The following is a 22,775-nucleotide window of genomic DNA, read 5'->3' as shown; positions in this document are numbered from 1 at the left end:
CTCAACGACCTCCCGACTCGTAGCTAAGAACAGTAGATGACTGAAACTTTGCCGGGCGCCGCCATCCCGAACCCGTTGGATGAGGCCGCCGTTACCGCCGTCGTAGAGCAGGCGCTCGCCGCGATCGCCGCAGCCTCCTCGCTCGATGAATTGAAGGCTGTGCGCCTCGCCCACGCGGGTGAGAAGTCGCCGCTGAGCCTGGCCAACCGTGAGATCGGCGGCCTCGCCAAGGAGCAAAAGGCCGTGGCCGGCAAGCTCATGGGAGCGTCACGGGGCCGCGTGAACCAGGCGCTCGCCGTACGTACGGCGGAGCTTGAGGCACAGAATGATGCGCGCATCCTGGTGGAGGAGACCGTGGACGTCACGGCCGCGCCCCGCCGTCGCCGGGCAGGAGCCCGCCACCCGCTGTCGACGCTCCAGGACCGTGTGGCCGAGATCTTCGTCGGCATGGGCTGGGAAATCGCCGAGGGGCCCGAGGTCGAATCCGAATGGTTCAACTTCGATGCCCTGAACTTCAAGCCGGACCACCCGGCCCGGGAAATGCAGGACACGTTCTTTGTCGAGCCGCCGGAAGCGCACCTGCTGATGCGCACGCACACCTCTCCGGTGCAGGTCCGCTCAATGCTGGAGCGCGAAGTGCCCATCTATGTCCTTTGCCCGGGCAAGGTTTTCCGCACGGACGAACTCGATGCCACCCACACCCCTGTGTTCCATCAGTTCGAGGGCCTGGCCATCGACAAGAGCCTTAGCATGGCCGATCTGCGTGGCACGTTGGAACACTTTGCCCGGCAGATGTTCGGAGACGAGGCACAGATCCGCCTGCGCCCGAACTACTTCCCCTTCACCGAACCGTCCGCCGAACTGGACATCTGGCACCCCGGCGCCAAGGGCGGACCGCGCTGGATCGAATGGGGCGGCTGCGGCATGGTAAACCCCAACGTTCTTCGGGCGGCGGGCATCGACCCGGACATCTATTCAGGTTTTGCCTTCGGCATGGGCATCGAGCGCACGCTCATGTTCCGCAACGAGGTCGGCGACATGCGCGACATGATCGAAGGCGATGTACGTTTCAGCGAGCACTTCGGGATGGAGATCTAACAGTGCGTATCCCCCTTTCCTGGTTGCGCGAATTCGCGCAGGTACCGGCAGATGCAACGGCCGAAGACGTTATGGCGGAGCTCGTCAAGGTAGGTTTTGAAGAAGAAGCGGTCCACCGCCCCACTGACACCTTGAAGGGCCCCATCGTGGTGGGGCAGGTCCTGAGCCTGGTCAAGGAACCGCAGACCAACGGCAAGACCATCAACTGGTGCCAGGTCCGCGTTGTTCCGGAAGGCCAGGAGCAGACCCTGACCGGCAAGGGCATTGATCCTTCCGGTGTGCAGGGAATCATCTGCGGCGCGCACAACTTCGTCGAGGGCGACAAGGTGGTGGTGACGCTCCCTGGCGCGGTGCTGCCCGGAGACTTCCACATCTCTGCCCGGAAGACCTATGGCCACCTCTCCGCAGGCATGATCGCCTCCGTGCGTGAACTCGGTATCGGCGACGACCACGACGGCATCCTGGTGCTCTCGCGCATCGGCCTGGATCCGGAAATCGGCACGGACGCCATGGAGCTGCTTGGCCTGTACGACCAAGCAGCCGAAATCAACGTCACACCCGACCGCGGCTACGCGTTTTCGATCCGCGGTGTTGCGCGTGAATATGCCCATGCCACCGGTACCGCCTTCACGGACCCGGCGTCGAAGGTCAACGCACCTTCCAGCGTCTCCGGCGGCTATGGCGTGAAGCTCAACGACGATGCCCCGATCTATGGCAGGGCCGGCTGCGACCGCTTTGTAGCCCGCACCGTGCGCGGCGTCGATGCCACACGGCCGACGCCTCCCTGGATGTCTTCCCGACTGCGCCTGGCCGGCATTCGGTCGATCTCGCTGCCCGTGGACATTTCCAACTACGTCATGCTGGAGCTCGGCCAGCCCAACCACTGCTATGACCTGGACAAGCTGTCGGGAGACATCGTGGTCCGCCGTGCGGTGGCAGGCGAGAAGATCACCACCCTGGACGGCAAGGAACGCGCGCTCGACGTCGAAGACCTCCTGATCACCGACGACTCCGGAGCCATTGGTATCGCGGGTGTCATGGGCGGGGCATACACCGAGGTTTCGGATGCCACTACCAACATCCTGGTTGAAGCGGCACACTTCGACGAAGTCTCGATCGCCCGGTCCCGCCGTCGCCACAAGCTCCCGTCCGAGGCCTCCAAGCGCTTCGAGCGCGGCGTCGACTGGCAGGTTGCGAACATTGCGGCCCAGCGGGTGGTCGATCTCCTGGTTGAATTCGGGGGCGGCACGGCCGACGAGGCAGGCACCGACGTCGGAACTGCGCCGGATGCTGTGACCATCGAACTGCCAGCTGGTTTCGCGGCAGCCCGGATCGGCATCGACTTCAGCGAAGAGCAGATCGTCGGCTGCCTCGAGGACCTGGGTGCGGTTGTCCAAAAGAACGAGGTTGCGGGCTCCTATTCCGTCACGGCCCCGAGCTGGCGCCATGACCTCGAGACCAAGGAAGACCTTTCCGAGGAGATCGCCAGGCTGGTTGGCTATGAGAACATTCCGGCCACCCTTCCCGTTGCCCCTCCGGGCCGGGGTTTCACCCGTGCCCAGCAGCAGAAGCGCCGCCTCGTGCAGGCCCTCGCCGACGCCGGGCTGACCGAGGTGCTGTCCTACCCGTTTGTGTCCAAGGCCGCCAACGACACCTTCGGAGTGGCTGAGGAAGGCGCCGGGCGGGAAGCCCTCAAGCTGGCGAACCCCATCAGCGAGGAACACGGCTACTTGCGCACGTCCATCCTGCCGGGACTGATTGAAGTGGCGCGGCGCAACCATTCGCGCGGCTTCCGTGACCTCGCCCTGTTCGAGGCAGGCTCAGTGTTCCTTCCCGATGGCCAGCTTGGCACGGACTCCATTCCGCCGCTGGGAGTCAAGCCAGCGGATGAGGTCCTGGATGCACTGTACGACGGCGTTCCTGACCAGCCGCTGCACGTCGCCGCAGTCCTGACTGGGCACGATTCACCCGCGGCCGCCGCCCACACGCCACGTGCCTGGGACTGGGCCGACGCCCTTGACGTTGCCAGGCTTATGGGCGATGTCCTCGGCGTCGACCTCGTCGTCAGCCAGGGTAGCCACCAGGCGTTCCACCCGGGCCGGACTGCTCGGCTGTCGCTGCGGAGCGGGGAAGTGGTGGGATACGCAGGCGAGCTCCATCCCAAGCTGCTCGCGGCCCATGACATGCCCGCGCGCTCGGTCGCCGTGGAAGTCAACGCGGATGCTGTCTTCGGGGCCGCCGCTGATGTCATTGTTGCGAAGCACATCTCCGGGTTCCCCGTAGCGACGCAGGACGTTGCCCTGGTAGTCCCGCAGGACGTGCCCGCCGACGCAGTACTGAACGCGCTTCGCGAGGGTGCCGGCGAGCTGCTCGAGGATGTTGCACTGTTCGACGTCTACGCTGGCAAGGGGATTGAAGAGGGGAAGAAATCCCTGGCCTTCGGACTTCGCTTCCGCGCCGCTGACCGCACCCTGACGGCGGACGAGGCGTCACAGGCGCGGGAGGCTGCCGTCGCCCTTGCAGCCGAACGGTTTGGAGCTATCCAGCGCTGACGCCTGCAAGATCAAACCAAAAAGCCTCCGCCATCGCGCTTGCAGCGGTGGCGGAGGCTTTTTGCCGATGGCTACGGAAGCAGCAGTACCTTGCCTGTGGTCTGCCTGCCCTCGAGGTCGCGGTGGGCTTGTGCTGCTTCGGCGAGGGGGTAAGTAGCGCCAATCCGGACTTTGAGGCTGCCATTGGCGGCCGCTTCGAAAATTTCTGTCGAACGCCACCGCCGTTCCTGGGCGTTCAGCAGGAAGTGCCCCAAGCTAGGCCGGGTCAGGGACAGCGAGCCTGCGGCATTGAGCCGCTGGGGGTCGAAGGGTGGTACCGGGCCCGAGGCTGCGCCAAAGAGAACCAGTGATCCCCGGGTGCGCAAACAGGACAGCGAGCCGTCGAAGGTGTTCCTGCCAACGCCGTCGTACACCACCTGGACGCCTTCTCCGTGAGTCAGCTGGCGGACGTGGTGCGGGAAGCCCTCATAGCGAAGGACCTCATCGGCCCCGGCTTCGCGTGCCAGCGCCTCCTTTTCGTCCGAGGAGACAGTGGTGATCACTCGCGCGCCCCTGGCCTTGAGCAGCTGGATCAAGAGGAGCCCGACGCCGCCGGCGCCAGCATGCGTGAGGACGGAGTGGCCTGGCTCGACCCGGAAGGAGGAATTGATGAGGTAATGCGCCGTCATGCCTTGGAGGGGGAGTGCGGCGGCTGTGTGGTCGTCCACGCCATCCGGCACGGGGAGTGCTTTCTCGGCGTCGACCAGCATGTAGCCGGCATAGCTTCGCTTTCCTTCAGCGGTCGCCACTCGATCACCCGGGGAAAAGTCGACGACGTTCCCGCCCACGGCTTCAACGGTGCCCGCGGCTTCGGCACCGGGAACGAAGGGGAACGGAACCTTATAGGTCCCGCCCCGCTGATAGGTGTCGATGAAATTTACGCCGGCCGCTGCCACCTTCACCAGAAGCTGCCCAGGGTCCGGAACGGGCTTTTCGACTTCCTCAAGCTTGAGGACTTCGGCGCCTCCTGGCTCGTGGGCAACGATGGCGTGCGTCATGGCTCTCCTTTGGGGCAGCGGTTGCGACTTCCCCACCCATCCTATGGAGCGGAGGTTTGGGGGCAAACCGGGAGCGGAAGGCAGGCCTTAGTAGCGCCTGGTAACGGTGGCCATCGGGCATTCGAAGTGGCGACCTGCGGAGAGGCCAACTTCGTTGAGGTAGCGGACGATAATGCCGTAGGAAGCCAGCAGGGTGGTTTCGGTATAGGGAATGCCGTGCTTGTCGCAGTAGCGTCGCACGATGACGGCTGCCCGATGCAGCTGGGGCCTGGCCATGTCCGGGAACAAGTGGTGCTCAGCCTGCCGGTTGAGCCCGCCCAGCAGGATGTCCATGAAGCGGCCGCCGGAGATGTTCCGCGAGGTCAGGACTTGGCGGCTGAAGAAGTCCACTCGGCTGTCGGCAGGCAGTACCGGCATTCCCTTGTGGTTGGGTGCGAAGGAGGCACCCATGTAGAAGCCGAACACGACGATCTGCACGCCGATGAAGGCGAAGGCCATGCCGAGGGGCAGGAAAGTAAAGGCGAGGGCGGGAAGAAGGCTCAGCCTGACCACGAGGATGGGAATCTCGATCCAACGGTGGGCCACTTTGGAGCGCCCGAACACATAGCGGATGGAATCGATCTGGAGGCTGATGCCCAGCAGCATCAGGAGCGGGAAGAAGAACCAGCCCTGCTTACGCGTGAGGAAAGAGAACCGGCCCTGGCGCTTTTCAGCAGCTTCAGTGTGGAATACCAGGGCGTTGGTCTTGATGTCCGGATCCTTGGAGATCACGTTGGGGTGGTTGTGGTGCGCACCGTGCTTCTGTTCCCACCAGGAGTAACTGATGCCGGCTACGGAAGTGGCGAGCAGCCTGGCTGACCAGTCGTTCGCCCGGCGCGACGCGAAGATCTGGCGGTGCCCGGCCTCATGGGCCAGGAAGCTCAGCTGGGTGCAGATGACGCCCAAAGCTGCCGCAATGATGAGCTGGAACCAGCTGTCCCCGATGACGGCGAAACCCACCCAGGTGCCGGCAAGGAGCGTGACAAGCGCGGAAAAGACGGTGACATAGAAGCCCACCCGTCGTTCCAGGAGTCCTTCCGCCCGTACTGCCTTGAGCAGCTCTGAATAGCTGAGGACGACGGCGTTTGGCTGGCGGACTGGCGCAGGCAGCAGATCGGCAGTGGTGGTGGATGACATATTCAGTTGCCCCGTAACAAAGTAACGGGCAACGCTACAGCCGACGTTCGGACTGCACGGTCAAGATCACCCTCTACCCAGCATAAGGGGTGCCGGCTGACCCACATTTCCCGCCGGATAGCAAGAGGCTGCCTTCCCGGATCTGGAAAATCATCGAAAATGACATGCATAAATATCAGCAAGAGTGAATAAAGTTGCTGTATAGTTCATGCCATGACTATTTCTGTTGCGGTCTCCGGTGCCAGCGGTTATGCCGGAGGTGAAGTGCTGCGCCTTCTGGCCAGCCATCCGAACGTCACCATCGGTGCCATCACAGCTCATAGCAACGCCGGTTCAAGACTAGGCGAGTTGCAGCCGCATCTCCATGGTTTGTCCAGCCGCATTCTGGAGGACACAACCGTGGAGAACCTCAGCGGCCACGACGTCGTGTTCCTGGCACTCCCGCACGGCGCCTCAGCAGAGATTGCCGCCCAGTTGCCCGAAGGCACACTGGTTGTCGACGCCGGTGCCGACCACCGCCTTACCGACGCCGCAGCATGGGAGAAGTTCTACGGCTCGCCGCACGCCGGCAGCTGGCCTTATGGGCTGCCGGAACTTCCTGGCCAGCGCGACGCCCTCAAGGGGGCGAAGCGGATCGCTGTCCCCGGCTGCTACCCGACGTCGGCCCTGCTCGCCCTCACGCCAGGGTTTACCGCGAACCTCCTGCTGCCGGACGACGTCGTCATCGTCTCCGCCTCCGGTACCTCAGGTGCCGGCAAGGCTGCAAAGGTCAACCTCATCGGCTCCGAGGTCATGGGCTCAATGAGCCCTTACGGCGTGGGTGGTCTCCACCGCCACACCCCGGAGATCGAGCAGGGATTGTCCGGTGCGGCCGGCGAGCCTGTCACTGTATCTTTCACTCCGACGCTTGCTCCTATGGGCCGCGGCATCCTCACCACGGCCACCGCGAAGGTAGGCCATGCAGTCACGGCAGCTGAACTGCGGCGGGCCTGGGCCGAAGCCTACGACGACGAGCCCTTTGTCCACCTTCTTCCCGAAGGCCAATGGCCCACCACAAAGTCGGTTCAGGGTTCCAACCATGCCGTCATGCAGTTGGCCTTCGACGAGCACGCCGGCCGCGTCATAATCACTTGCGCCCTCGATAACCTCACCAAGGGAACCGCCGGCGGCGCCGTGCAGTCCATGAACATTGCCCTCGGCCTGGATGAAACCGCCGGCCTGAACCTCCAGGGAGTAGCCCCGTGACAATCACCGCCCCCCATGGATTCCGGGCCTCCGGAGTCAAAGCAGGAATCAAGGCCTCCGGAAATCCCGACCTCGCCCTCGTTGTCAACGACGGCCCGCTTAAGGCAGCCGCCGCCGTCTTCACGTCCAACCGTGTTGCGGCAGCCCCCGTTCATTGGTCCCGCCAAGTCGTTTCGGACGGCCGGGTGGACGCCGTCGTCCTGAACTCGGGCGGCGCCAACGCCTGCACGGGCCCGCAGGGGTTCCAGAACACCCATGCTACGGCGGAGAAGGTTGCTAGTGTCCTCGGAATCTCGGCGTCCGACGTCGTGGTCTGTTCCACCGGGCTCATCGGGGAGCAGATGCCCATGGACAAACTCCTCCCTGGCGTCGACGCTGCCGCCGCTGAACTGTCGGACGACGGCGGGCTTGCCGCGGCTACCGCGATCATGACCACAGACACCGTTGCAAAGCAGGCGGTCTTCATCGGCGAGGACGCCGACGGCACGGTCTTCACCGTGGGGGGCATTGCCAAAGGCGCCGGGATGCTTGCGCCAGGACTTGCCACCATGCTGGTGGTCCTCACCACTGATGCCGAAGTTGAGGCAGAACTGCTGGACGTCGTCCTCCGCGACGCCGCCCGGATTACCTTCGACCGGACCGATTCGGACGGTTGCATGTCCACGAACGATACTGTGGTGCTGCTCGCCTCCGGGGCTTCAGGCGCCGTACCGTCCGCCGAGGCCCTGGGAGAGGGCGTCACTCATGTATGCGCCGAGCTCGCCCGCAAACTCATTGGTGATGCCGAGGGTGCCAGCCACGACATCGCTATACGGACGTTCAACGCCGCAAGCGAGAAGGATGCGGAAGTCGTCAGCCGCGCTGTCGCCCGGTCCAACCTGTTCAAGGCAGCTGTTTTCGGCAACGATCCGAACTGGGGCCGGGTGCTGTCGGCCGTGGGCACCACGGATGCCGTGTTTGAACCCGATCAGCTTGCGGTCTCCATGAATGGCGTGCAGATCTGCCGGGACGGGGGCATTGGCGAGGACCGCAGCCTGGTCGACCTTAAGCCACGGGAAGTGATCGTCGAGATCGACCTGAAGGCCGGCGAAGCCGAAGCGACCATCTGGACCAATGACCTCACGCACGACTACGTGCATGAGAACAGCGCCTACTCGAGCTAGGCACTTCGCCGTTATCCGGGAGACAGCAGCATGAACACCCAGACGCGTGAAACGACGTCGATGACCGACGCCCAGGACAAGGCGGCCACCCTCATCGAGGCCCTGCCGTGGATCCAGCGCTTTGCCGGGACCACCATGGTGATCAAGTACGGCGGCAACGCCATGGTCAATGAGGAACTCCGCCGAGCCTTCGCCGAAGACATCGTGTTCCTCCATCATGTGGGGATCCACCCGGTGGTGGTTCACGGCGGAGGTCCGCAGATCAACTCCATGCTGGGACGCCTTGGCATTGAATCCGAGTTCAAGGGCGGCCTGCGCGTGACCACCCCCGAGGCCATGGACGTGGTCCGCATGGTCCTCACCGGGCAGGTGGGTCGTGAACTCGTCGGGCTCATCAACTCGCATGGGCCGTATGCGGTGGGGATGTCCGGCGAAGACGGCGGCCTGCTGCGTGCCGTTCGAACAGGGACAGTCGTGGATGGCGAAGAGGTTGACCTAGGATTGGTCGGCGAGGTTGTCGGCGTCAATCCTGCCGGGATTGTTGACATCCTGGATGCCGGACGCATTCCGGTGATCTCCACCGTGGCCCCGGAAATCGCGGGCGACGGCGGTGCGGGCACCCAACGGGCGCAGACGACGGGCCAGGTGTTGAACGTCAACGCGGACACCGCGGCAGCGGCCCTGGCCGCCGCGCTGGGCGCCTCGAAACTGGTGATCCTCACGGATGTCGAGGGGTTGTACGCCAACTGGCCTGACAAATCCTCGCTCATCTCCTCCCTAACGGCCTCCGAACTCCGGGACATGCTGCCGAACCTTGAATCGGGCATGATTCCGAAGATGGCGGCATGCCTGAAGGCTATCGATGAGGGCGTTGAACGCGCGCACATCGTGGACGGCAGGCTGCCACACTCGATGCTCCTGGAAACATTCACGACGGCGGGAATCGGCACCCAGGTTGTCCCCGACGAGGTCGTCCCTGACGAGGAAGCGAAGGCATGAACACGATTGAGAAATCCCCGGCGGTCGATCAGTCTCCGGTTGGCGAGCTCGTTGAAACCCAGGGCCACGCCGGTTCCGAATGGCTGGCCCGCTACTCTTCGTCCCTCATGGGCGTCTTCGGTACTCCACAACGCGTCCTCGTGCGCGGTGCCGGCTGCCTCGTCTGGGATGCCGACGGCAAGGAATACCTCGACCTGCTGGGCGGCATCGCCGTTAACGCGCTGGGCCATGCCCACCCGTTCGTGACGTCGGTCATTTCCAGCCAGCTGGCCACCCTGGGACACGTCTCGAACTTCTTCACGAGCCCCACCCAGATCGCGCTCGCCGAACGGCTCCTGGTCATCGCCAAGGCCCCGGCCGGGTCCAAGGTGTTCTTCGCCAATTCCGGCACGGAGGCCAATGAGGCGGCCTTCAAGCTCGCCCGTCGGAATCCGGCTGGAGCAAGCGGCAAGCCGCGCACCAAGATCATTGCCCTCGAGGGCGCCTTCCACGGCCGCACCATGGGCGCCCTGGCATTGACGGCCAAGGAGGCCTATCGGACACCGTTCGAGCCCCTTCCCGGCGGTGTGGTCCACATTCCGTTCGGCGACATCGACGCCCTCCGCGCCGCCGTCGACGACACCACCTCGGCAGTCTTCTTGGAGCCCATCCAAGGAGAAGCGGGCGTCCGGCCGCTGCCCGCCGATTACCTCAAGGCGGCACGCGAGGCCACCACGGCCGCGGGCGCCCTGCTCATCCTCGACGAGGTGCAGACGGGCATTGGCCGCACCGGCAAGTGGCTGGCCAGCGAGGACGCCGGCATTGTGCCCGACGCCGTGACGCTCGCCAAGGGCCTCGGCGGCGGTTTCCCTGTGGGCGCCCTGATCACGTTCGGCGAGGCGACGTCCGCCATGCTGTCCGCCGGGCAGCATGGCACCACGTTCGGCGGGAACCCCGTGGCCACGGCTGCGGCACTGGCAACCCTGCACGCCGTCGAAAGCCAGGGGATCCTGGACAACGTCCGCACCGTTGGCGATTACCTGCGGAACCGGCTGGCCGACGTCGACGGCGTCACCGAGGTCCGCGGCGAGGGCCTCCTGATCGGCTTCGACCTTGAGGGCGAGATCGCTCCGGCCATGGTTACTGCCGGGCTCGACGCCGGATTCATCATCAACAGCCCTGGACCCCGAACCATCCGCCTCGCCCCGCCGCTCATCCTGACCACCGAGCAGGCAGACCGTTTCGTGGCGGCCCTCCCTGCCATTATTCAAAGTGCCACAGCCCAGACCGCTAAGGACGCACAGTGAGCAGTTCCGCAACAATCCGCCACTTCCTGAAGGACACGGACCTCACCCCGGCCGAACAGGCCGAGGTCCTGGAGCTGGCCGTCCGCATGAAGGCGGCCCCGTACAGCGTCCAGCCGTTCGCTGCGGACGGCAGCGGCCGCAAGACCGTGGCCGTCATCTTCGACAAGACCTCCACCCGCACCCGGGTTTCCTTCGCCACCGGGGTGGCGGACATGGGCGGCAACGCGCTCATCATCAACCCGGGGGAAGCGCAGATCGGCCACAAGGAATCCGTTGAGGACACCGCCAAGGTGCTTGAGCGCATGGTTTCCACCATCGTGTGGCGCACGTCCGCGCATTCGGGGCTCGTGGCCATGGCCGAGAACTCCCGGGTCCCCGTGATCAACGCCCTGTGCGATGACTACCACCCGTGCCAGCTCCTCGCCGACCTGCTCACCGTCAAGGAACACAAGGGCGAGCTCAAGGGCGTCACCATGAGCTACCTCGGTGACGCCGCCAACAACATGGCCAACTCCTATCTCCTGGCCGGTGTCACAGCTGGCATGCATGTGCGCATTGCCGGACCCGAGGGCTACCTCCCGGCCGGGGACATCGTTGCGGCAGCCGAGGAACGGGCCGCCGAGACCGGGGGTTCGGTCCTGATCACCACTGACGCGAATGCCGCCCTCGAGGGGGCGGACGTCGTCGCCACCGATACGTGGGTTTCCATGGGCCAGGAAGCCGAGAAGGAAGCCCGCCTGCAGCTCTTCCGCGAGTACTCCGTGGACGAGTCCGCCATGGCCCTGGCCGCGGGCGACGCCGTCGTTTTGCATTGCCTGCCCGCGTACCGCGGCTATGAGATTTCGGCCGGCGTTATCGACGGCCCGCAGTCCATTGTGTGGGACGAGGCCGAGAACCGCCTCCACGCCCAGAAGGCACTCATGGCCTGGCTGATGCACCAGTCCGGACTCGCCGCAGTCGACGGGCTGCAGCCGGTTGCGGAGCGCGTGTAGCTGTGTCAGCCCAGCCGTCCACTCCGGGCGTGAGCCCGGCCACCAAGACAGCCCGCCAGGCCCGGATCACCGCCATCCTGACGGGTGAATCGGTCCGTTCGCAGGCGGAACTGGCTGCCTTGCTCGCGGACGACGGCGTCCAGGTCACCCAGGCGACGCTGTCCCGCGACCTGGTTGAACTGGGAGCGGTCCGGGTGAGGGGCAAGGACGGCGCCCTGGTCTATGCCGTGCCGGGTGAGGGAGGGGAGCGTGCCGCGAAAAGTGGTGTCACCCAGGAGATCCTTGACGCCCGGCTGACCAGGCTGTGCGGGGAACTCCTCGTGACGGCTGAAGCATCCGGGAACCTCGCCGTTCTCAGGACCCCGCCGGGAGCCGCGAACTTCCTGGCCCTGGCGATCGACCATTCGGTGATGCCGAGCGTTATTGGCACCATCGCCGGAGACGACACGGTGTTGCTCGTTGCCCGGGAGCCTGACGGGGGCGCGGAGCTTGCTGCGCGGTTCCTCCGATTCGCCGAAGAGGCCGGCGCAGGCGCTTAGGGCAGCGAACAGCGCCCCAGGCAGCTCGTGCGGGGCATAGTGCCCGCCAAGCATTGATAATCAACAAGATCCAAGAAACAACAAAGGAGCCCTCTCGTGACTGAGCGCATTGTTCTGGCCTACTCCGGTGGCCTTGATACTTCCGTAGCCATCGGCTGGATCGGTGAAGCCACCGGCGCCGAAGTTATCGCCGTGGCCGTCGACGTCGGACAGGGCGGCGAGTCGCTGGAGACCATTCGCCAGCGCGCCCTGGGTTGCGGCGCCGTCGAGGCCTACGTTGCCGACGCCCGTGACGAGTTCGCCAACGAATACTGCGTCCCGACCCTGAAAGCGAACGCGCTGTACCAGGGCCACTACCCGCTGGTTTCCGCCATTTCCCGCCCGGTGATCGTGAAGCACCTGGTCAAGGCTGCCCGTGAATTCGGCGCCACCACCGTTGCCCACGGCTGCACGGGCAAGGGCAACGACCAGGTCCGCTTCGAGGTGGGAATCCAGACCCTGGGCCCGGACCTGAAGTGCATCGCCCCGGTCCGCGACCTGGCCCTGACCCGCGACAAGGCCATCGCCTTCGCCGAGGAAAAGGGACTGCCGATCGAGACCACGAAGAAGAACCCGTACTCGATCGACCAGAACGTCTGGGGACGCGCCGTCGAAACCGGCTACCTCGAGGACATCTGGAACGCCCCCACCAAGGACATCTACGACTACACGGCAACGCCGGAATTCCCGCCCGCCCCGGACGAGGTCGTCATCACGTTCGAAGCCGGCGTTCCAGTTGCTATCGACGGCGTGAAGCACACCCCGCTGCAGGTCATCCAGGAACTGAACCGCCGTGCCGGTGCCCAGGGCGTCGGCCGCATCGACGTCGTCGAGGACCGCCTCGTGGGCATCAAGTCCCGCGAGATCTACGAAGCCCCGGGCGCCATGGCACTCATCACCGCGCACAAGCACCTCGAGGACGTCACCATCGAACGCGAGCAGGCCCGCTTCAAGGCAACCGTCGGCCAGCGCTGGTCCGAACTCGTGTACGACGGCCAGTGGTTCTCCCCGCTGAAGCGCTCCCTGGACGCCTTCATCGAGGACACCCAGCGCTATGTTTCCGGCGACATCCGCATGGTCCTCCACGGTGGCCAGGCCATTGTCAACGGCCGCCGCTCCGAGACCTCGCTCTACGACTTCGAGCTCGCCACGTACGACACCGGCGACACGTTCGACCAGTCGATGGCCCGTGGCTTCATCGAGCTTTGGGGCATGTCCTCGAAGGTCGCCTCAGGCCGCGACCTGCGGGTTGCGGGAAAGTAGCCCCGGTGGTTGAGCAAAGTTCGGGGACGAATGTAGGTGCCCTGTGGGGCGGTCGCTTTGCCGGCGGCCCTGCAGACGCCCTGGCAGCACTGAGCAAGTCCACGCACTTCGACTGGCGGCTGGCACGCTACGACATCGCCGGGTCCAAGGCGCACGCCCGAGTCCTGCACAAGGCCGGGCTACTGGATGACGCTGAGCTCGACGGAATGCTGAAGGCCCTCAGCAAGCTGGATGAGGACGTCGCCAGCGGCGCCTACCTGCCAGCCGAGAGCGATGAGGATGTGCACGGTTCCCTTGAACGCGGCCTCATCGAACGGGCTGGTGCCCAATTGGGCGGCAAGCTCCGTGCCGGGCGTTCCCGCAATGACCAGGTAGCCACCCTCGGGCGCATGTTCCTGCGCGACCACGCGCGGATCATTGCCCGCGGTGTCCTGGCTACCGTCGACGCCCTCGTGGAGCAGGCCAGGGTGCACCACGGCGTTGCCATGCCAGGCCGTACGCACCTGCAGCATGCCCAGCCGGTGCTGCTGAGCCACCACCTGCTGGCCCATGCCTGGGCGCTGCTGCGAGATGTGCAGCGGCTCCAGGACTGGGACAAGCGTGCGGGAGTGTCACCCTACGGCTCGGGAGCGCTGGCCGGTTCATCCTTGGGACTGGACCCTGAAGCGGTTGCCGCGGACCTGGGTTTCTACTCAGCGGTACACAACTCGATCGACGGCACCGCTTCCCGCGACGTCTTCGCCGAGTTCGCCTGGGTGTGCTCCATGATCGGCGTGGACCTGTCCCGCATTTCCGAGGAAGTCATCTTCTGGGCCACGAAGGAGTTCTCTTTCGTCACGCTGGACGATTCGTATTCCACGGGATCGTCCATCATGCCGCAGAAGAAAAACCCGGACGTGGCCGAGCTCGCTCGCGGGAAGGCCGGCCGGCTGATCGGCAACCTGACCGGGCTGCTGGCCACGCTGAAGGGCCTGCCGCTCGCCTACAACAGGGACCTCCAGGAGGACAAGGAGCCGGTGTTCGACGCCGCCGACACCCTGGAGTTGCTGCTCCCGGCCGTGTCAGGCATGATCGCCACCCTGAAGTTCAACATCGAGCGGATGGAATCGCTAGCGCCACAGGGTTTCGCGCTGGCCACGGACATCGCCGAATGGCTGGTCCGCCAGGGCGTTCCGTTCCGTGAGGCACACGAACTCTCCGGGGCCGCGGTGAAGCAGGCCGAGGCGCGTGGAGCGGAGCTGTGGGACCTGACGGATGAGGAATATGCCTCTATCTCGGAGCATCTGACACCCGAGGTCCGCAGCGTGCTTTCCACGGAGGGTTCGCTCAACAGCCGTAACTCCCAGGGCGGTACGGCTCCGGCCGCCGTCGAACGCCAGCTGACGGCCCTGCAGGCCGAACTGGCAGAAGTGCGCTCCTACGCCGGCTAGGGGGGATCTTCGCGGCAGTGTTCCTCCCGAACATTGCCGCGAAGCGGCAACTTGCTGCACGTTACGATGGCCCCATGACGCATATCTCGCCCGATCAACTCCTGGCCGATATCAAGGATGCAGCTGTCGCGGTGGGGAGCCTGGCTGCCAAGCTCACCGAGCCGGACGTCACGATGCCGTCGGAACTCCCCGGCTGGACCCGTGGGCATGTCCTGGCGCATCTAGTCGGCATCTCCAATGCGATGGCGCGGCAGCTTGAATATGCACAACGCGGCGAAACCGTTGAGTTGTACGACGGCGGCTTTGAGGGCCGGACGAAGGCGATTGAGCTCGCCGCCGGCCACAGCGCGGCTGAGCACGTGTCCGCCATCCGCGAAGCAACCTCGCGTGCCCTTGCTGCCTTCGACCGCTTGGACGACTCCGGCTGGCAGGCGCCCATTGCCTACCGCGGGGGAGCAGTTTTCGACGGCGGGCTGGCCCTGTGGCGGGAACTGGTTATCCATGCTTCAGATCTTGGAATGGGCCGCGGACCGGAAACGTGGAGCAGGCGTTTCTGTGAGCATCTCTTTGAGTTCCTGGCCGCCCGGGTTCCGGACGAGTACAGATTCGTCCTGCAGCCGCTTGGCCTCCCGGCCGTGTCTATCGGCTCGGGCGCCAAGTCGATCGTGATCAGCGGCATGCTGACTGACATCGCCGCCTGGCTGGCAGGCCGAACACCCAGTCTCGGAAGCCTTCGCGCATCCGAGGCGGCCGACGACGTCGACCTGCCTGAGCTCCTGCCCTGGCCTTCCGTGATACCCACTGCCAGCTAATTACTCCGGTAGCTAAATTGCTCCGGCAGCCTTCGCCGCGGCGGCCCGCCAGAGGTGCATGGTGGCGTAAGAGCGCCACGGGCTCACCTCCCTAAAGTCCTGTGATCTCGCTTCTGAGGATCCTGTCGGCCCTACGGCAGTATCGGCTGATTCCTCCACGAGCCTCCGCACGCCGTTGCGGACCGCTGCGTCGTTATCCAGGAAGATGTCCGGGGCGGCGATAACCCTCATGGCAACGTATCCCACTGTCCACGGCCCAACGCCGGGCAGCGGCAACAGCTTGGACCTGAGCCCTGGCAGGTCGTCGCCGTAGCCGAAGTCCAGTCCGCCTGCTGCCATCGCCCGGGCGGCACCAAAAAGGGACTCGATCCTGCGCCGCGGCCCGTTGAGCAGTCCGGCACCGGATGCGGCGATTTGCGCCGCCGTCGGGAACAGGCGCTCGATGGATCCGGACTGCTGATCCTGGACCCCCTGTGCCGGCTCGAGGGCAGTTCCAGCAGCACAGAGCCTGCCAAGCGCTGTCCGTGCGGCTGAAACCGTAATCTGCTGCCCAATCATGGCCCGTACGAGCAACTCCTGGGGATCGATGGCGCCTGGAACCCGTATCCCCGGAACAGCCATGACTGCTTGCTCAAGCCGTGGATCCCGGCGCAGGACGTCGTCGATGGCAACTGGATCGGCGTCGAGATCGAAGAGGCGACGCACGCGGCTCAGCAACACGGGCAGGTCGCGGAGGTCGAGCGTATCCACCCGGAGAGCCAAATTCCCGACGGAACCATTTCCGTCTGAGCCGATTCCCTCTGAGCCGTTTCCAGGTGAGCCGTACGAGACGGTGAAGGCTGCAGTGCTGCGGGGCAGGTGGATCATTCGCGAATAGCTGTTGGCTGTGGCCGCCTCGACGCCGGGAATCGCGCGGGCAGCAAGAAAGCTGAAGATGCCGGGATCGTAGGGTTTGCGATAGGGCAGGTTCAGGCGAAGGGACGTGCCGCTACCTTTCCGGACGTGGTGATCCGTCGCGACTTTGGCGGGAGCGGAAGCCCTGGCCGCAGCCGTGGCCCTGAGTGCACTCGGCGTCAGGGCAAAGACTTCCGTGATGGTGTCGTTGAACTGTCGGACGCTGTTGAAGCCGGCCGCGAAGGCGACGTCGGCAAGCTTCATGGATGTCGAGACCAGCAGCGTCCGCGCCGTCTGGGCGCGGCTTGCCCGCGCCAGCGCCAAGGGACCGGCGCCAAGTTCGGTGCCCAGGATCCGGTTGAGGTGCCTGGTTGAGTAACCGAGCCGCAAGGCGAGTCCGTCCACGCCTTCACGGTTGATAACGCCGTCGTTGATGAGGCGCATGGCGCGGCCGGCGACGTCGGACCTGACGTTCCAGGCGGGGGTGCCGGGGACGGCCTCCGGCAGGCACCTCTTGCAGGCACGGTAGCCCGCCTCATGAGCTGCTGCGGACGTCTCATAGAAGGTCACGTTCGAAGCCTTGGGCGTGCGGGCAGGACAGGAAGGCCTGCAGTAGATGCCCGTGGAACGCACCGCCGTGACGAACTGGCCGTCAAAGCGAGGATCACGCCCATCAATCGCACGGTAGCGCTCCCAAAAGTCCATTGCTTCATGGTCTCAGGCCACGTCCACCGTTGCTAGCGGAAATCGGACATGCCGCTGGGATCCCGGACACGCCTTTGCGGACACGCCCTTTGCTAGGGTCTGAGCATGACGTCGGGCCGTGGAATTCGGGAGTTGCTGGCGGTGGATCCCCGAGACGCCGCCAAGCTGCTCCTCGGTGCTGTGCTCAGTCATCACAGCCCGGAAGGAACTGTGGCGGTCCGGTTGACGGAAGTAGAGGCGTACTTTGGCCAAGTGGACCCCGGCTCCCACGCCTACCGAGGACGAACGGCACGCAACGCGCCCATGTTCGGGCCCGCCGGACACCTCTACGTCTACTTCACCTACGGGATGCACCATTGCGCCAACCTCGTCACTGGCCCTGACGGTACCGCCTCGGCTGTCCTGCTGCGTGCTGGAGAAGTGGTGGAGGGTCGGGACCTCGCACGGTCGCGCCGTGCGTCCTCCAAGGCAGCCAAGGATCTGGCCAGCGGTCCCGGCCGGCTCGCCGCTGTCATGGGATTCACGACGGCGGACAGTGGCCGGGATGCCCTCGTGATGCCTTACGGTCTCGTGCTTCCGAACTATCATGGGGATCCTCCCGACATCAGCAGCGGTCCGCGGGTGGGCGTTGCCGGGGAGGGCGGGAGCGAGGCCTACCCCTGGCGGTACTGGCTCACGGGCGATCCCACGGTTTCGCGATACCGACCTGCCCGGATCCGCACCCCTTAAAGCAACGCGGGGTCGCCTACGGCCCATGTGGGCGCCCCGGATGGGCCGTAGGTGACCCCGCGTTGCTTTAGGCTGCCTGTCCGCTCGGCAACCCTGTATCGAAATCGACGCCGGGGCGCTCGGGAAGGGCAAACGGCGCGAGACGCTCCAGCAGCCCCTGCCTGATGTCGGGCCATTCATGGCGAAGGATGGAGAAAACGGCGGTATCGGAACGGCCGCCGTCGGGTGCGAGGCGATGACGGCGTAGGGTTCCCTCGTACCTCGCGCCAAGCCGGGCGATGGCGCCGGCGCTGCGGGTATTCGTGGCATCGCAGCGGAATGCCACCCGGTGCACGGCGAGGACGTCGAAAGCATAGGAGAGTAGCAAGTGCTTGCTGGCCGGGTTGACGTGGGTGCCCCAGAACTGGCGGCCATAGAACGTACCGCCGATTTCGACGCGTTGCTGGCGCAGGTCGAAGTCGCACAGCGATGAAGTGCCGAGCAATGCGCCTGTGAAATGGTCCGTCACGGCAAAGGGAATAGTTGATGCGTCATCAAGTCGTGCGGCGAAGAGGGAAGCCAGCTCTTCAACGCTGAGCGGCAGGTTCGCTGCCAACCCCGCCCACATTCCGGAGTCCACGAAATCGAAGAGTATCCCTGCGTGAAGCGGGGACAGGGGAATGAGTCGTATGCCATGTGCTGAAAGGGCAACATCGTGCTGCATTGCAGTATTGAAGCACCACGATGCGACGCTGGAAATGGGTAGTTGGGGAGGCGGACATGAACATTGGGTTACACAGCCAGTCCCGTCCGGGGTTCGTACAGATTAACCAAAATGGCTGTAGAATGGACGGTCTGTCTTTTGCGATAGGGGAACGTTTCGATGCAAGACGCTGATTTGGTCCACGAACGGGAATACGTTGCTGGACTTTACGCACGCCTGGACGAATTGCGCGAGGAAAAGCGCGCCCAGCTTGCCCAGGTGCGGCGTGCCGGCGCGGTCGGCACCATGCAGAATGTGTCGGAGCGTGACGCTTTTGCGGCACTGTACGAGGATCGCCTGGCCCAGCTCGACGCCGTCGATGACCGCCTGGTCTTCGGTCGGCTTGACCTTGATTCAGGCGAAGCGCAATACATCGGCCGCATCGGTCTCTCCACGGCAGACCTGCAGAGGCTAATGGTCGACTGGCGGGCACCGGAAGCTGGCCACTTTTACCAGGCCACTGCTTTCGACCGCCAGGGAGTGCGCCGCCGTCGTCACCTGATCCTGCAGGGCCGCGAGGTCAAGGCCATTGAGGATGACGTCCTTGACGCCTCAATGCTGTCCGGCAGCGAGTCACTTCAGGGGGAGGGCGCCCTCCTCGCCGCCCTGAACTCCAAGCGCACCGGCCGGATGTCGGACATCGTCGGCACCATCCAGTCCGAGCAGGATCGCATCATCCGCTCGTCAATCTCTGGAGCACTCGTGGTCCAGGGTGGTCCCGGTACCGGCAAAACCGCCGTCGCACTTCACCGTGCCGCCTACCTGCTCTACACCCATCGGGACCGCCTGAAGTCCGCCGGGGTGCTGCTCGTGGGCCCGTCGTCATCGTTTATGCACTACATCGAACGCGTGCTGCCCTCGCTCGGCGAGACCGGCGTGGTCATGGCCAGCCTCGGGCGCCTGATGCCCGGAATCCATGCCGTGCCGGAAAAGGATCCGGCAGTTGCGGCACTGAAGGGCCGCCTGGACATGGCCGAGGTGGTCGCCAATGCAGTGGCCAACCGGCAGCGGACCCCTGGCGGCGACCGCATCCTCGAAGTGGACGGCCGCAAGCTGAAGCTGACGGAACGCCAGGCCCGCCGCGCCCGCGAAAAGGCACGAGGCACCGGGAAGCCACACAACGAGGCGCGCGTCACGTTCGTCAAGATCCTTCTCCGCGAGCTGACGGAGCAACTGACCGAGCTCGTCGAGGAAGCCAACATCGGCAACAACGCCGACCGTTCCTACCTGGCAGAGGACGTTCGGACCTCGCGTGACGTGCGAATCATGCTGAATCTCTGCTGGATGCCGATGACGCCGGAGAAACTCGTATCGGAGCTCTTCAGCAAGCCCGCGATCCTTGAGGCCTGCACCCCGCATCTCACGCGCGAGCAGCGCGCCTTGCTCGCACGCCCGGCCGATGCGCCATGGACCGAGGCCGATGTGCCGCTGCTGGACGAGGCGGCAGAGTTGCTTGGCGAGCTGGATGCAGCTGCGGGGCGCGGGCTGGCCCAGCAGGAGCACGACCGCGCCAGGGATCTTGCCAATGCCCGCCAGACGCTGGTCAACATGGAGGCGTCCGGCGTGGACGTGCTGATGACGGCGGAAGAGCTTGCCGAACAGAACCAGGAGCGGGAAGGTCGGCTGACTGCGGCTGAGCGCGCCACGAGCGACCGAACCTGGGCGTTCGGGCACATCGTGGTGGATGAGGCCCAGGAGCTTTCGCCCATGCAGTGGCGCCTTCTCGTCCGTCGTTGCCCGCTGAAGTCGTTCACGATCGTGGGGGACATCGCCCAAACGAGTTCGGCTGCTGGCGCCAACTCCTGGCAGGGTGCGCTGTCCCCGCTCTTCGGGGACCGCTGGCAGCTGGAGGAACTTACCGTCAACTATCGGACGCCGTCGCAGATCGCCGAGGCCGCAGTCCGGATGGCCAATCGTGCCGGCCTTGTGGTCTCCGCGCCGAAGGCTGTCCGCGAGGGCCGCTGGTCGCCGGTCATCGACCGGGTGGAGGCCGAGGACATCATCGAGCGGCTCGCGCAGGTGGTTCCTGACGAACTGGAAGCTATCGACGGCGGACTGCTGGCCGTGATTGCCGACGGCGAACTGCTGCCCCAAGCGGCCTCGACCCTGCGGGGTATGTATGGCCACCGAGTAGGCAGCGGCGCCGGAAGTTACTCGCAGGACATCGTGGTGATCAGTCCGCAGGAAGCCAAGGGGCTGGAATTCGACGGCGTCGTGGTGCTCGAACCCGCTGTAATGCTGAACCACGAACACGGCAAGGTTGGTGACCTTTACGTGGCCATGACCAGGCCAACGCAACGCCTGCGCCTCATCGCTTCACGTCCTGTTCCGGCAGGCATTGAACGCTGATCCACGCCCCGGGGAGGCGGACAGCAGGTCCGCCGCCATGGGGGCCTGCCAATCCTGCTAACTTAGAAGCCGTGTCACACGTAAATAACCTTGAGTCCCAGCACAACGACCCGGGCTTCGCCAATATCTGGCAGGAGCTCAAATGGCGCGGCCTGATCCATGTTTCCACCGACGAAACGGAACTGGAAAAGCTGCTCGCCGGGGACCCGATCACGTATTACTGTGGCTTTGACCCCACCGCTCCTTCCCTGCACTTGGGTAACCTGGTCCAACTCCTCCTCATGCGCCGGCTGCAGCTCGCCGGCCACAAGCCGCTTGGGCTGGTCGGCGGCTCCACCGGACTGATCGGTGATCCCCGTCCGACGGCGGAACGCACCTTGAACACCAAGGACACCGTGGCCGAATGGGTTGGCTACCTGCAGGAACAGGTAATGCGCTTCCTCAGCTTCGAGGGCGACAATGCCGCGCGGATGGTCAATAACCTTGATTGGACGGCGCCGCTCAGCGCCATCGATTTCCTGCGCGAAATCGGTAAGCATTTCCGCGTGGGAACCATGATGCGCAAAGACGCCGTGGCCTCCCGCCTGAATTCCGACGAAGGCATCAGTTACACGGAGTTCAGCTACCAGATCCTCCAGGGCATGGACTACCTCGAGCTCTACCGCGTTTACGACTGCGTGCTCCAGACCGGGGGATCCGACCAGTGGGGCAACCTCACTAGTGGCACTGAGCTGATCCGCAAGGTCGAGGGCAAGTCCGTGCACGCCTTGGGAACCCCGCTTATCACCAATTCCGACGGCACCAAGTTCGGCAAGAGCGAGGGCAACGCCATCTGGCTGGACGCAGCGATGTGCAGCCCGTACACGTTCTACCAGTTCTGGCTTAACACAACAGACGCCGACGTCGTTGACCGCCTGAAGGTCTTCACGTTCCTTACCCGTGCAGAAATCGAGGACATCGCCAAGTCCGTGGCTGAGCGTCCCTTCGCCAGGGAAGCCCAGCGCCGGCTCGCCTACGAAGTTACCGCCCTGGTGCATGGTACCGAAGCCACGGAAAAGGTGATTGCGGCATCTGCCGCCGTCTTCGGCAACGGAGATCTCACAGTCCTGGATGAACGAACGCTGGCTGCGGCAACGGCCGAACTACCCACGGCCAAGGTAGGCGCGGATGGACTTGGCATCGTAGATCTGCTTGTGGCTTCCGGACTTTCCGAAAGCAAGTCTGCTGCCCGACGCATCATCGGGGAGGGTGGGGCTTACGTAAACAACGTAAAGGTCTCGGATCCGGAGGTTGTAATTGACCATGCACAGCTGCTGCATGGCAGGTACCTGCTGCTCCGGCGCGGCAAGAAGCACCTGGCCACCGTTGAGGTTTCTTCGTCCTGACGAAGGCCCTGACCGGGTGCCAACACTCCACTTCACACGCTTCCCGAGGACCGACTTGCGCGGTCATCGGGGAGCGTGTAGTGTTTCTTGGGTTGCCGCCGCTGAGTGGCAACGAACCCCTTCAAACGAGAAACTCCGGCCAGGACGAAAAGTTCGGGAAATCCGGATTATTTGTCGCCTTGTTGGAGTAATTCGGTTCAATTGTGAATTTCGGAAGAATTTACCGGATTTGCAAAGTGAAAATGAATGAAATAAGCTTGAAACACCGCAGCGAAGAAATGCTGAATAAGCAATTTATTCAGTAAGTATTCGAATTGCTTCTGTTGTTTGAGAACTCAAT

18 protein-coding genes are annotated in these 22,775 nt (G+C 64.5%); 14 read left to right on the top strand and 4 right to left on the bottom strand.

What is annotated here, in order from left to right; translation table 11 throughout:
• Positions 1 to 36 precede the first annotated feature (36 nt).
• Positions 37 to 1,098 carry a phenylalanine--tRNA ligase subunit alpha gene (pheS, locus tag J7E82_RS11915; protein ID WP_214862825.1) on the top strand — a complete coding sequence of 354 codons (1,062 nt, stop codon included), beginning with the start codon at positions 37 to 39 and terminating at the stop codon, positions 1,096 to 1,098.
• Between the two features lie 2 nt (positions 1,099 to 1,100).
• Complete coding sequence (gene pheT / locus J7E82_RS11910; RefSeq protein WP_214862824.1) at positions 1,101 to 3,650, top strand: phenylalanine--tRNA ligase subunit beta; 2,550 nt, start codon at positions 1,101 to 1,103, stop codon at positions 3,648 to 3,650.
• A gap of 71 nt (positions 3,651 to 3,721) precedes the next feature.
• Here the strand turns inward: pheT and J7E82_RS11905 are convergent, their stop codons facing one another.
• Positions 3,722 to 4,687 (bottom strand): quinone oxidoreductase, encoded by a 966-nt coding sequence (locus J7E82_RS11905; RefSeq protein ID WP_214862823.1) that lies wholly within the window; start codon positions 4,685 to 4,687, stop codon positions 3,722 to 3,724.
• 87 nt (positions 4,688 to 4,774) lie between these two features.
• Positions 4,775 to 5,863 (bottom strand): acyl-CoA desaturase, encoded by a 1,089-nt coding sequence (locus tag J7E82_RS11900; RefSeq protein WP_214862822.1) that lies wholly within the window; start codon positions 5,861 to 5,863, stop codon positions 4,775 to 4,777.
• 213 nt (positions 5,864 to 6,076) lie between these two features.
• On the opposite strand from J7E82_RS11900, the gene argC reads away from it, so the two are divergent.
• The 9 genes from argC to J7E82_RS11855 all read left to right on the top strand — a co-directional run bounded on the left by argC (position 6,077) and on the right by J7E82_RS11855 (position 15,631).
• Positions 6,077 to 7,108 (top strand): N-acetyl-gamma-glutamyl-phosphate reductase, encoded by a 1,032-nt coding sequence (argC, locus tag J7E82_RS11895; protein ID WP_214862821.1) that lies wholly within the window; start codon positions 6,077 to 6,079, stop codon positions 7,106 to 7,108.
• The gene (argJ, locus tag J7E82_RS11890; protein WP_214862820.1) at positions 7,105 to 8,271 is read left to right on the top strand and encodes a bifunctional glutamate N-acetyltransferase/amino-acid acetyltransferase ArgJ; all 1,167 of its coding nucleotides are present in this window, start codon (positions 7,105 to 7,107) and stop codon (positions 8,269 to 8,271) included. Before argC ends, argJ begins: the two co-directional genes overlap by 4 nt.
• 30 nt (positions 8,272 to 8,301) lie before the next feature.
• Positions 8,302 to 9,270, top strand: coding sequence for an acetylglutamate kinase (gene argB / locus J7E82_RS11885; protein WP_214862819.1), 969 nt, complete (start codon positions 8,302 to 8,304; stop codon positions 9,268 to 9,270).
• Positions 9,267 to 10,556 (top strand): acetylornithine transaminase, encoded by a 1,290-nt coding sequence (locus tag J7E82_RS11880; protein ID WP_214862818.1) that lies wholly within the window; start codon positions 9,267 to 9,269, stop codon positions 10,554 to 10,556. The genes argB and J7E82_RS11880 overlap by 4 nt, the downstream gene beginning before the upstream one ends.
• A complete protein-coding gene (argF, locus tag J7E82_RS11875) occupies positions 10,553 to 11,548 on the top strand; it encodes an ornithine carbamoyltransferase (protein ID WP_214862817.1) in 996 nt (331 codons plus the stop codon). Before J7E82_RS11880 ends, argF begins: the two co-directional genes overlap by 4 nt.
• 2 nt (positions 11,549 to 11,550) lie before the next feature.
• The gene (locus J7E82_RS11870; protein ID WP_214862816.1) at positions 11,551 to 12,087 is read left to right on the top strand and encodes an arginine repressor; all 537 of its coding nucleotides are present in this window, start codon (positions 11,551 to 11,553) and stop codon (positions 12,085 to 12,087) included.
• Between the two features lie 96 nt (positions 12,088 to 12,183).
• On the top strand, positions 12,184 to 13,389 hold the full coding sequence (locus J7E82_RS11865) for an argininosuccinate synthase (RefSeq protein WP_214862815.1): 1,206 nt from the start codon (positions 12,184 to 12,186) through the stop codon (positions 13,387 to 13,389).
• Between the two features lie 5 nt (positions 13,390 to 13,394).
• Complete coding sequence (gene argH, locus J7E82_RS11860) at positions 13,395 to 14,819, top strand: argininosuccinate lyase (RefSeq protein WP_214862814.1); 1,425 nt, start codon at positions 13,395 to 13,397, stop codon at positions 14,817 to 14,819.
• Positions 14,820 to 14,893: 74 nt separating this feature from the next.
• Positions 14,894 to 15,631, top strand: coding sequence for a maleylpyruvate isomerase family mycothiol-dependent enzyme (locus J7E82_RS11855; RefSeq protein ID WP_214862813.1), 738 nt, complete (start codon positions 14,894 to 14,896; stop codon positions 15,629 to 15,631).
• Between the two features lie 12 nt (positions 15,632 to 15,643).
• Here the strand turns inward: J7E82_RS11855 and J7E82_RS11850 are convergent, their stop codons facing one another.
• Entirely contained in the window at positions 15,644 to 17,230 is a 1,587-nt protein-coding gene (locus J7E82_RS11850; RefSeq protein WP_214862812.1) for a DNA-3-methyladenine glycosylase 2 family protein, read from the bottom strand.
• A gap of 105 nt (positions 17,231 to 17,335) precedes the next feature.
• Between J7E82_RS11850 and J7E82_RS11845 the strand changes: the two genes are divergently transcribed.
• The gene (locus J7E82_RS11845; RefSeq protein ID WP_214862811.1) at positions 17,336 to 17,959 is read left to right on the top strand and encodes a DNA-3-methyladenine glycosylase; all 624 of its coding nucleotides are present in this window, start codon (positions 17,336 to 17,338) and stop codon (positions 17,957 to 17,959) included.
• Positions 17,960 to 18,026: 67 nt separating this feature from the next.
• Here J7E82_RS11845 and J7E82_RS11840 read toward each other — a convergent pair whose 3' ends face one another.
• Positions 18,027 to 18,662, bottom strand: coding sequence for a GNAT family N-acetyltransferase (locus tag J7E82_RS11840; RefSeq protein WP_214862810.1), 636 nt, complete (start codon positions 18,660 to 18,662; stop codon positions 18,027 to 18,029).
• A gap of 159 nt (positions 18,663 to 18,821) precedes the next feature.
• Between J7E82_RS11840 and J7E82_RS11835 the strand changes: the two genes are divergently transcribed.
• The gene (locus J7E82_RS11835) at positions 18,822 to 21,050 is read left to right on the top strand and encodes an AAA family ATPase (RefSeq protein WP_214862809.1); all 2,229 of its coding nucleotides are present in this window, start codon (positions 18,822 to 18,824) and stop codon (positions 21,048 to 21,050) included.
• A 71-nt stretch (positions 21,051 to 21,121) separates the two neighbouring features.
• Positions 21,122 to 22,435, top strand: a complete 1,314-nt coding sequence (gene tyrS / locus J7E82_RS11830; RefSeq protein ID WP_214862808.1) for a tyrosine--tRNA ligase — start codon at positions 21,122 to 21,124, stop codon at positions 22,433 to 22,435.
• Positions 22,436 to 22,775 lie beyond the last annotated feature (340 nt).

This window comes from Arthrobacter sp. ISL-30 (assembly GCF_018613855.1).
Taxonomy (GTDB): Bacteria; Actinomycetota; Actinomycetes; order Actinomycetales; family Micrococcaceae; genus Arthrobacter.
This window is presented reverse-complemented; position numbering and strand designations above follow the sequence as displayed.

Bases quoted from the DNA above. Each gene is read 5' to 3' on its own strand.
- pheS (WP_214862825.1), top strand. From the start codon at position 37: ATGACTGAAACTTTGCCGGGCGCCGCCATCCCGAACCCGTTGGATGAG.
- J7E82_RS11905 (WP_214862823.1), bottom strand. From the start codon at position 4,687: ATGACGCACGCCATCGTTGCCCACGAGCCAGGAGGCGCCGAAGTCCTC.
- J7E82_RS11900 (WP_214862822.1), bottom strand. From the start codon at position 5,863: ATGTCATCCACCACCACTGCCGATCTGCTGCCTGCGCCAGTCCGCCAG.
- argC (WP_214862821.1), top strand. From the start codon at position 6,077: ATGACTATTTCTGTTGCGGTCTCCGGTGCCAGCGGTTATGCCGGAGGT.
- argB (WP_214862819.1), top strand. From the start codon at position 8,302: ATGAACACCCAGACGCGTGAAACGACGTCGATGACCGACGCCCAGGAC.
- J7E82_RS11880 (WP_214862818.1), top strand. From the start codon at position 9,267: ATGAACACGATTGAGAAATCCCCGGCGGTCGATCAGTCTCCGGTTGGC.
- J7E82_RS11855 (WP_214862813.1), top strand. From the start codon at position 14,894: ATGACGCATATCTCGCCCGATCAACTCCTGGCCGATATCAAGGATGCA.
- J7E82_RS11850 (WP_214862812.1), bottom strand. From the start codon at position 17,230: ATGGACTTTTGGGAGCGCTACCGTGCGATTGATGGGCGTGATCCTCGC.
- J7E82_RS11845 (WP_214862811.1), top strand. From the start codon at position 17,336: ATGACGTCGGGCCGTGGAATTCGGGAGTTGCTGGCGGTGGATCCCCGA.
- J7E82_RS11840 (WP_214862810.1), bottom strand. From the start codon at position 18,662: ATGCAGCACGATGTTGCCCTTTCAGCACATGGCATACGACTCATTCCC.
- J7E82_RS11835 (WP_214862809.1), top strand. From the start codon at position 18,822: ATGCAAGACGCTGATTTGGTCCACGAACGGGAATACGTTGCTGGACTT.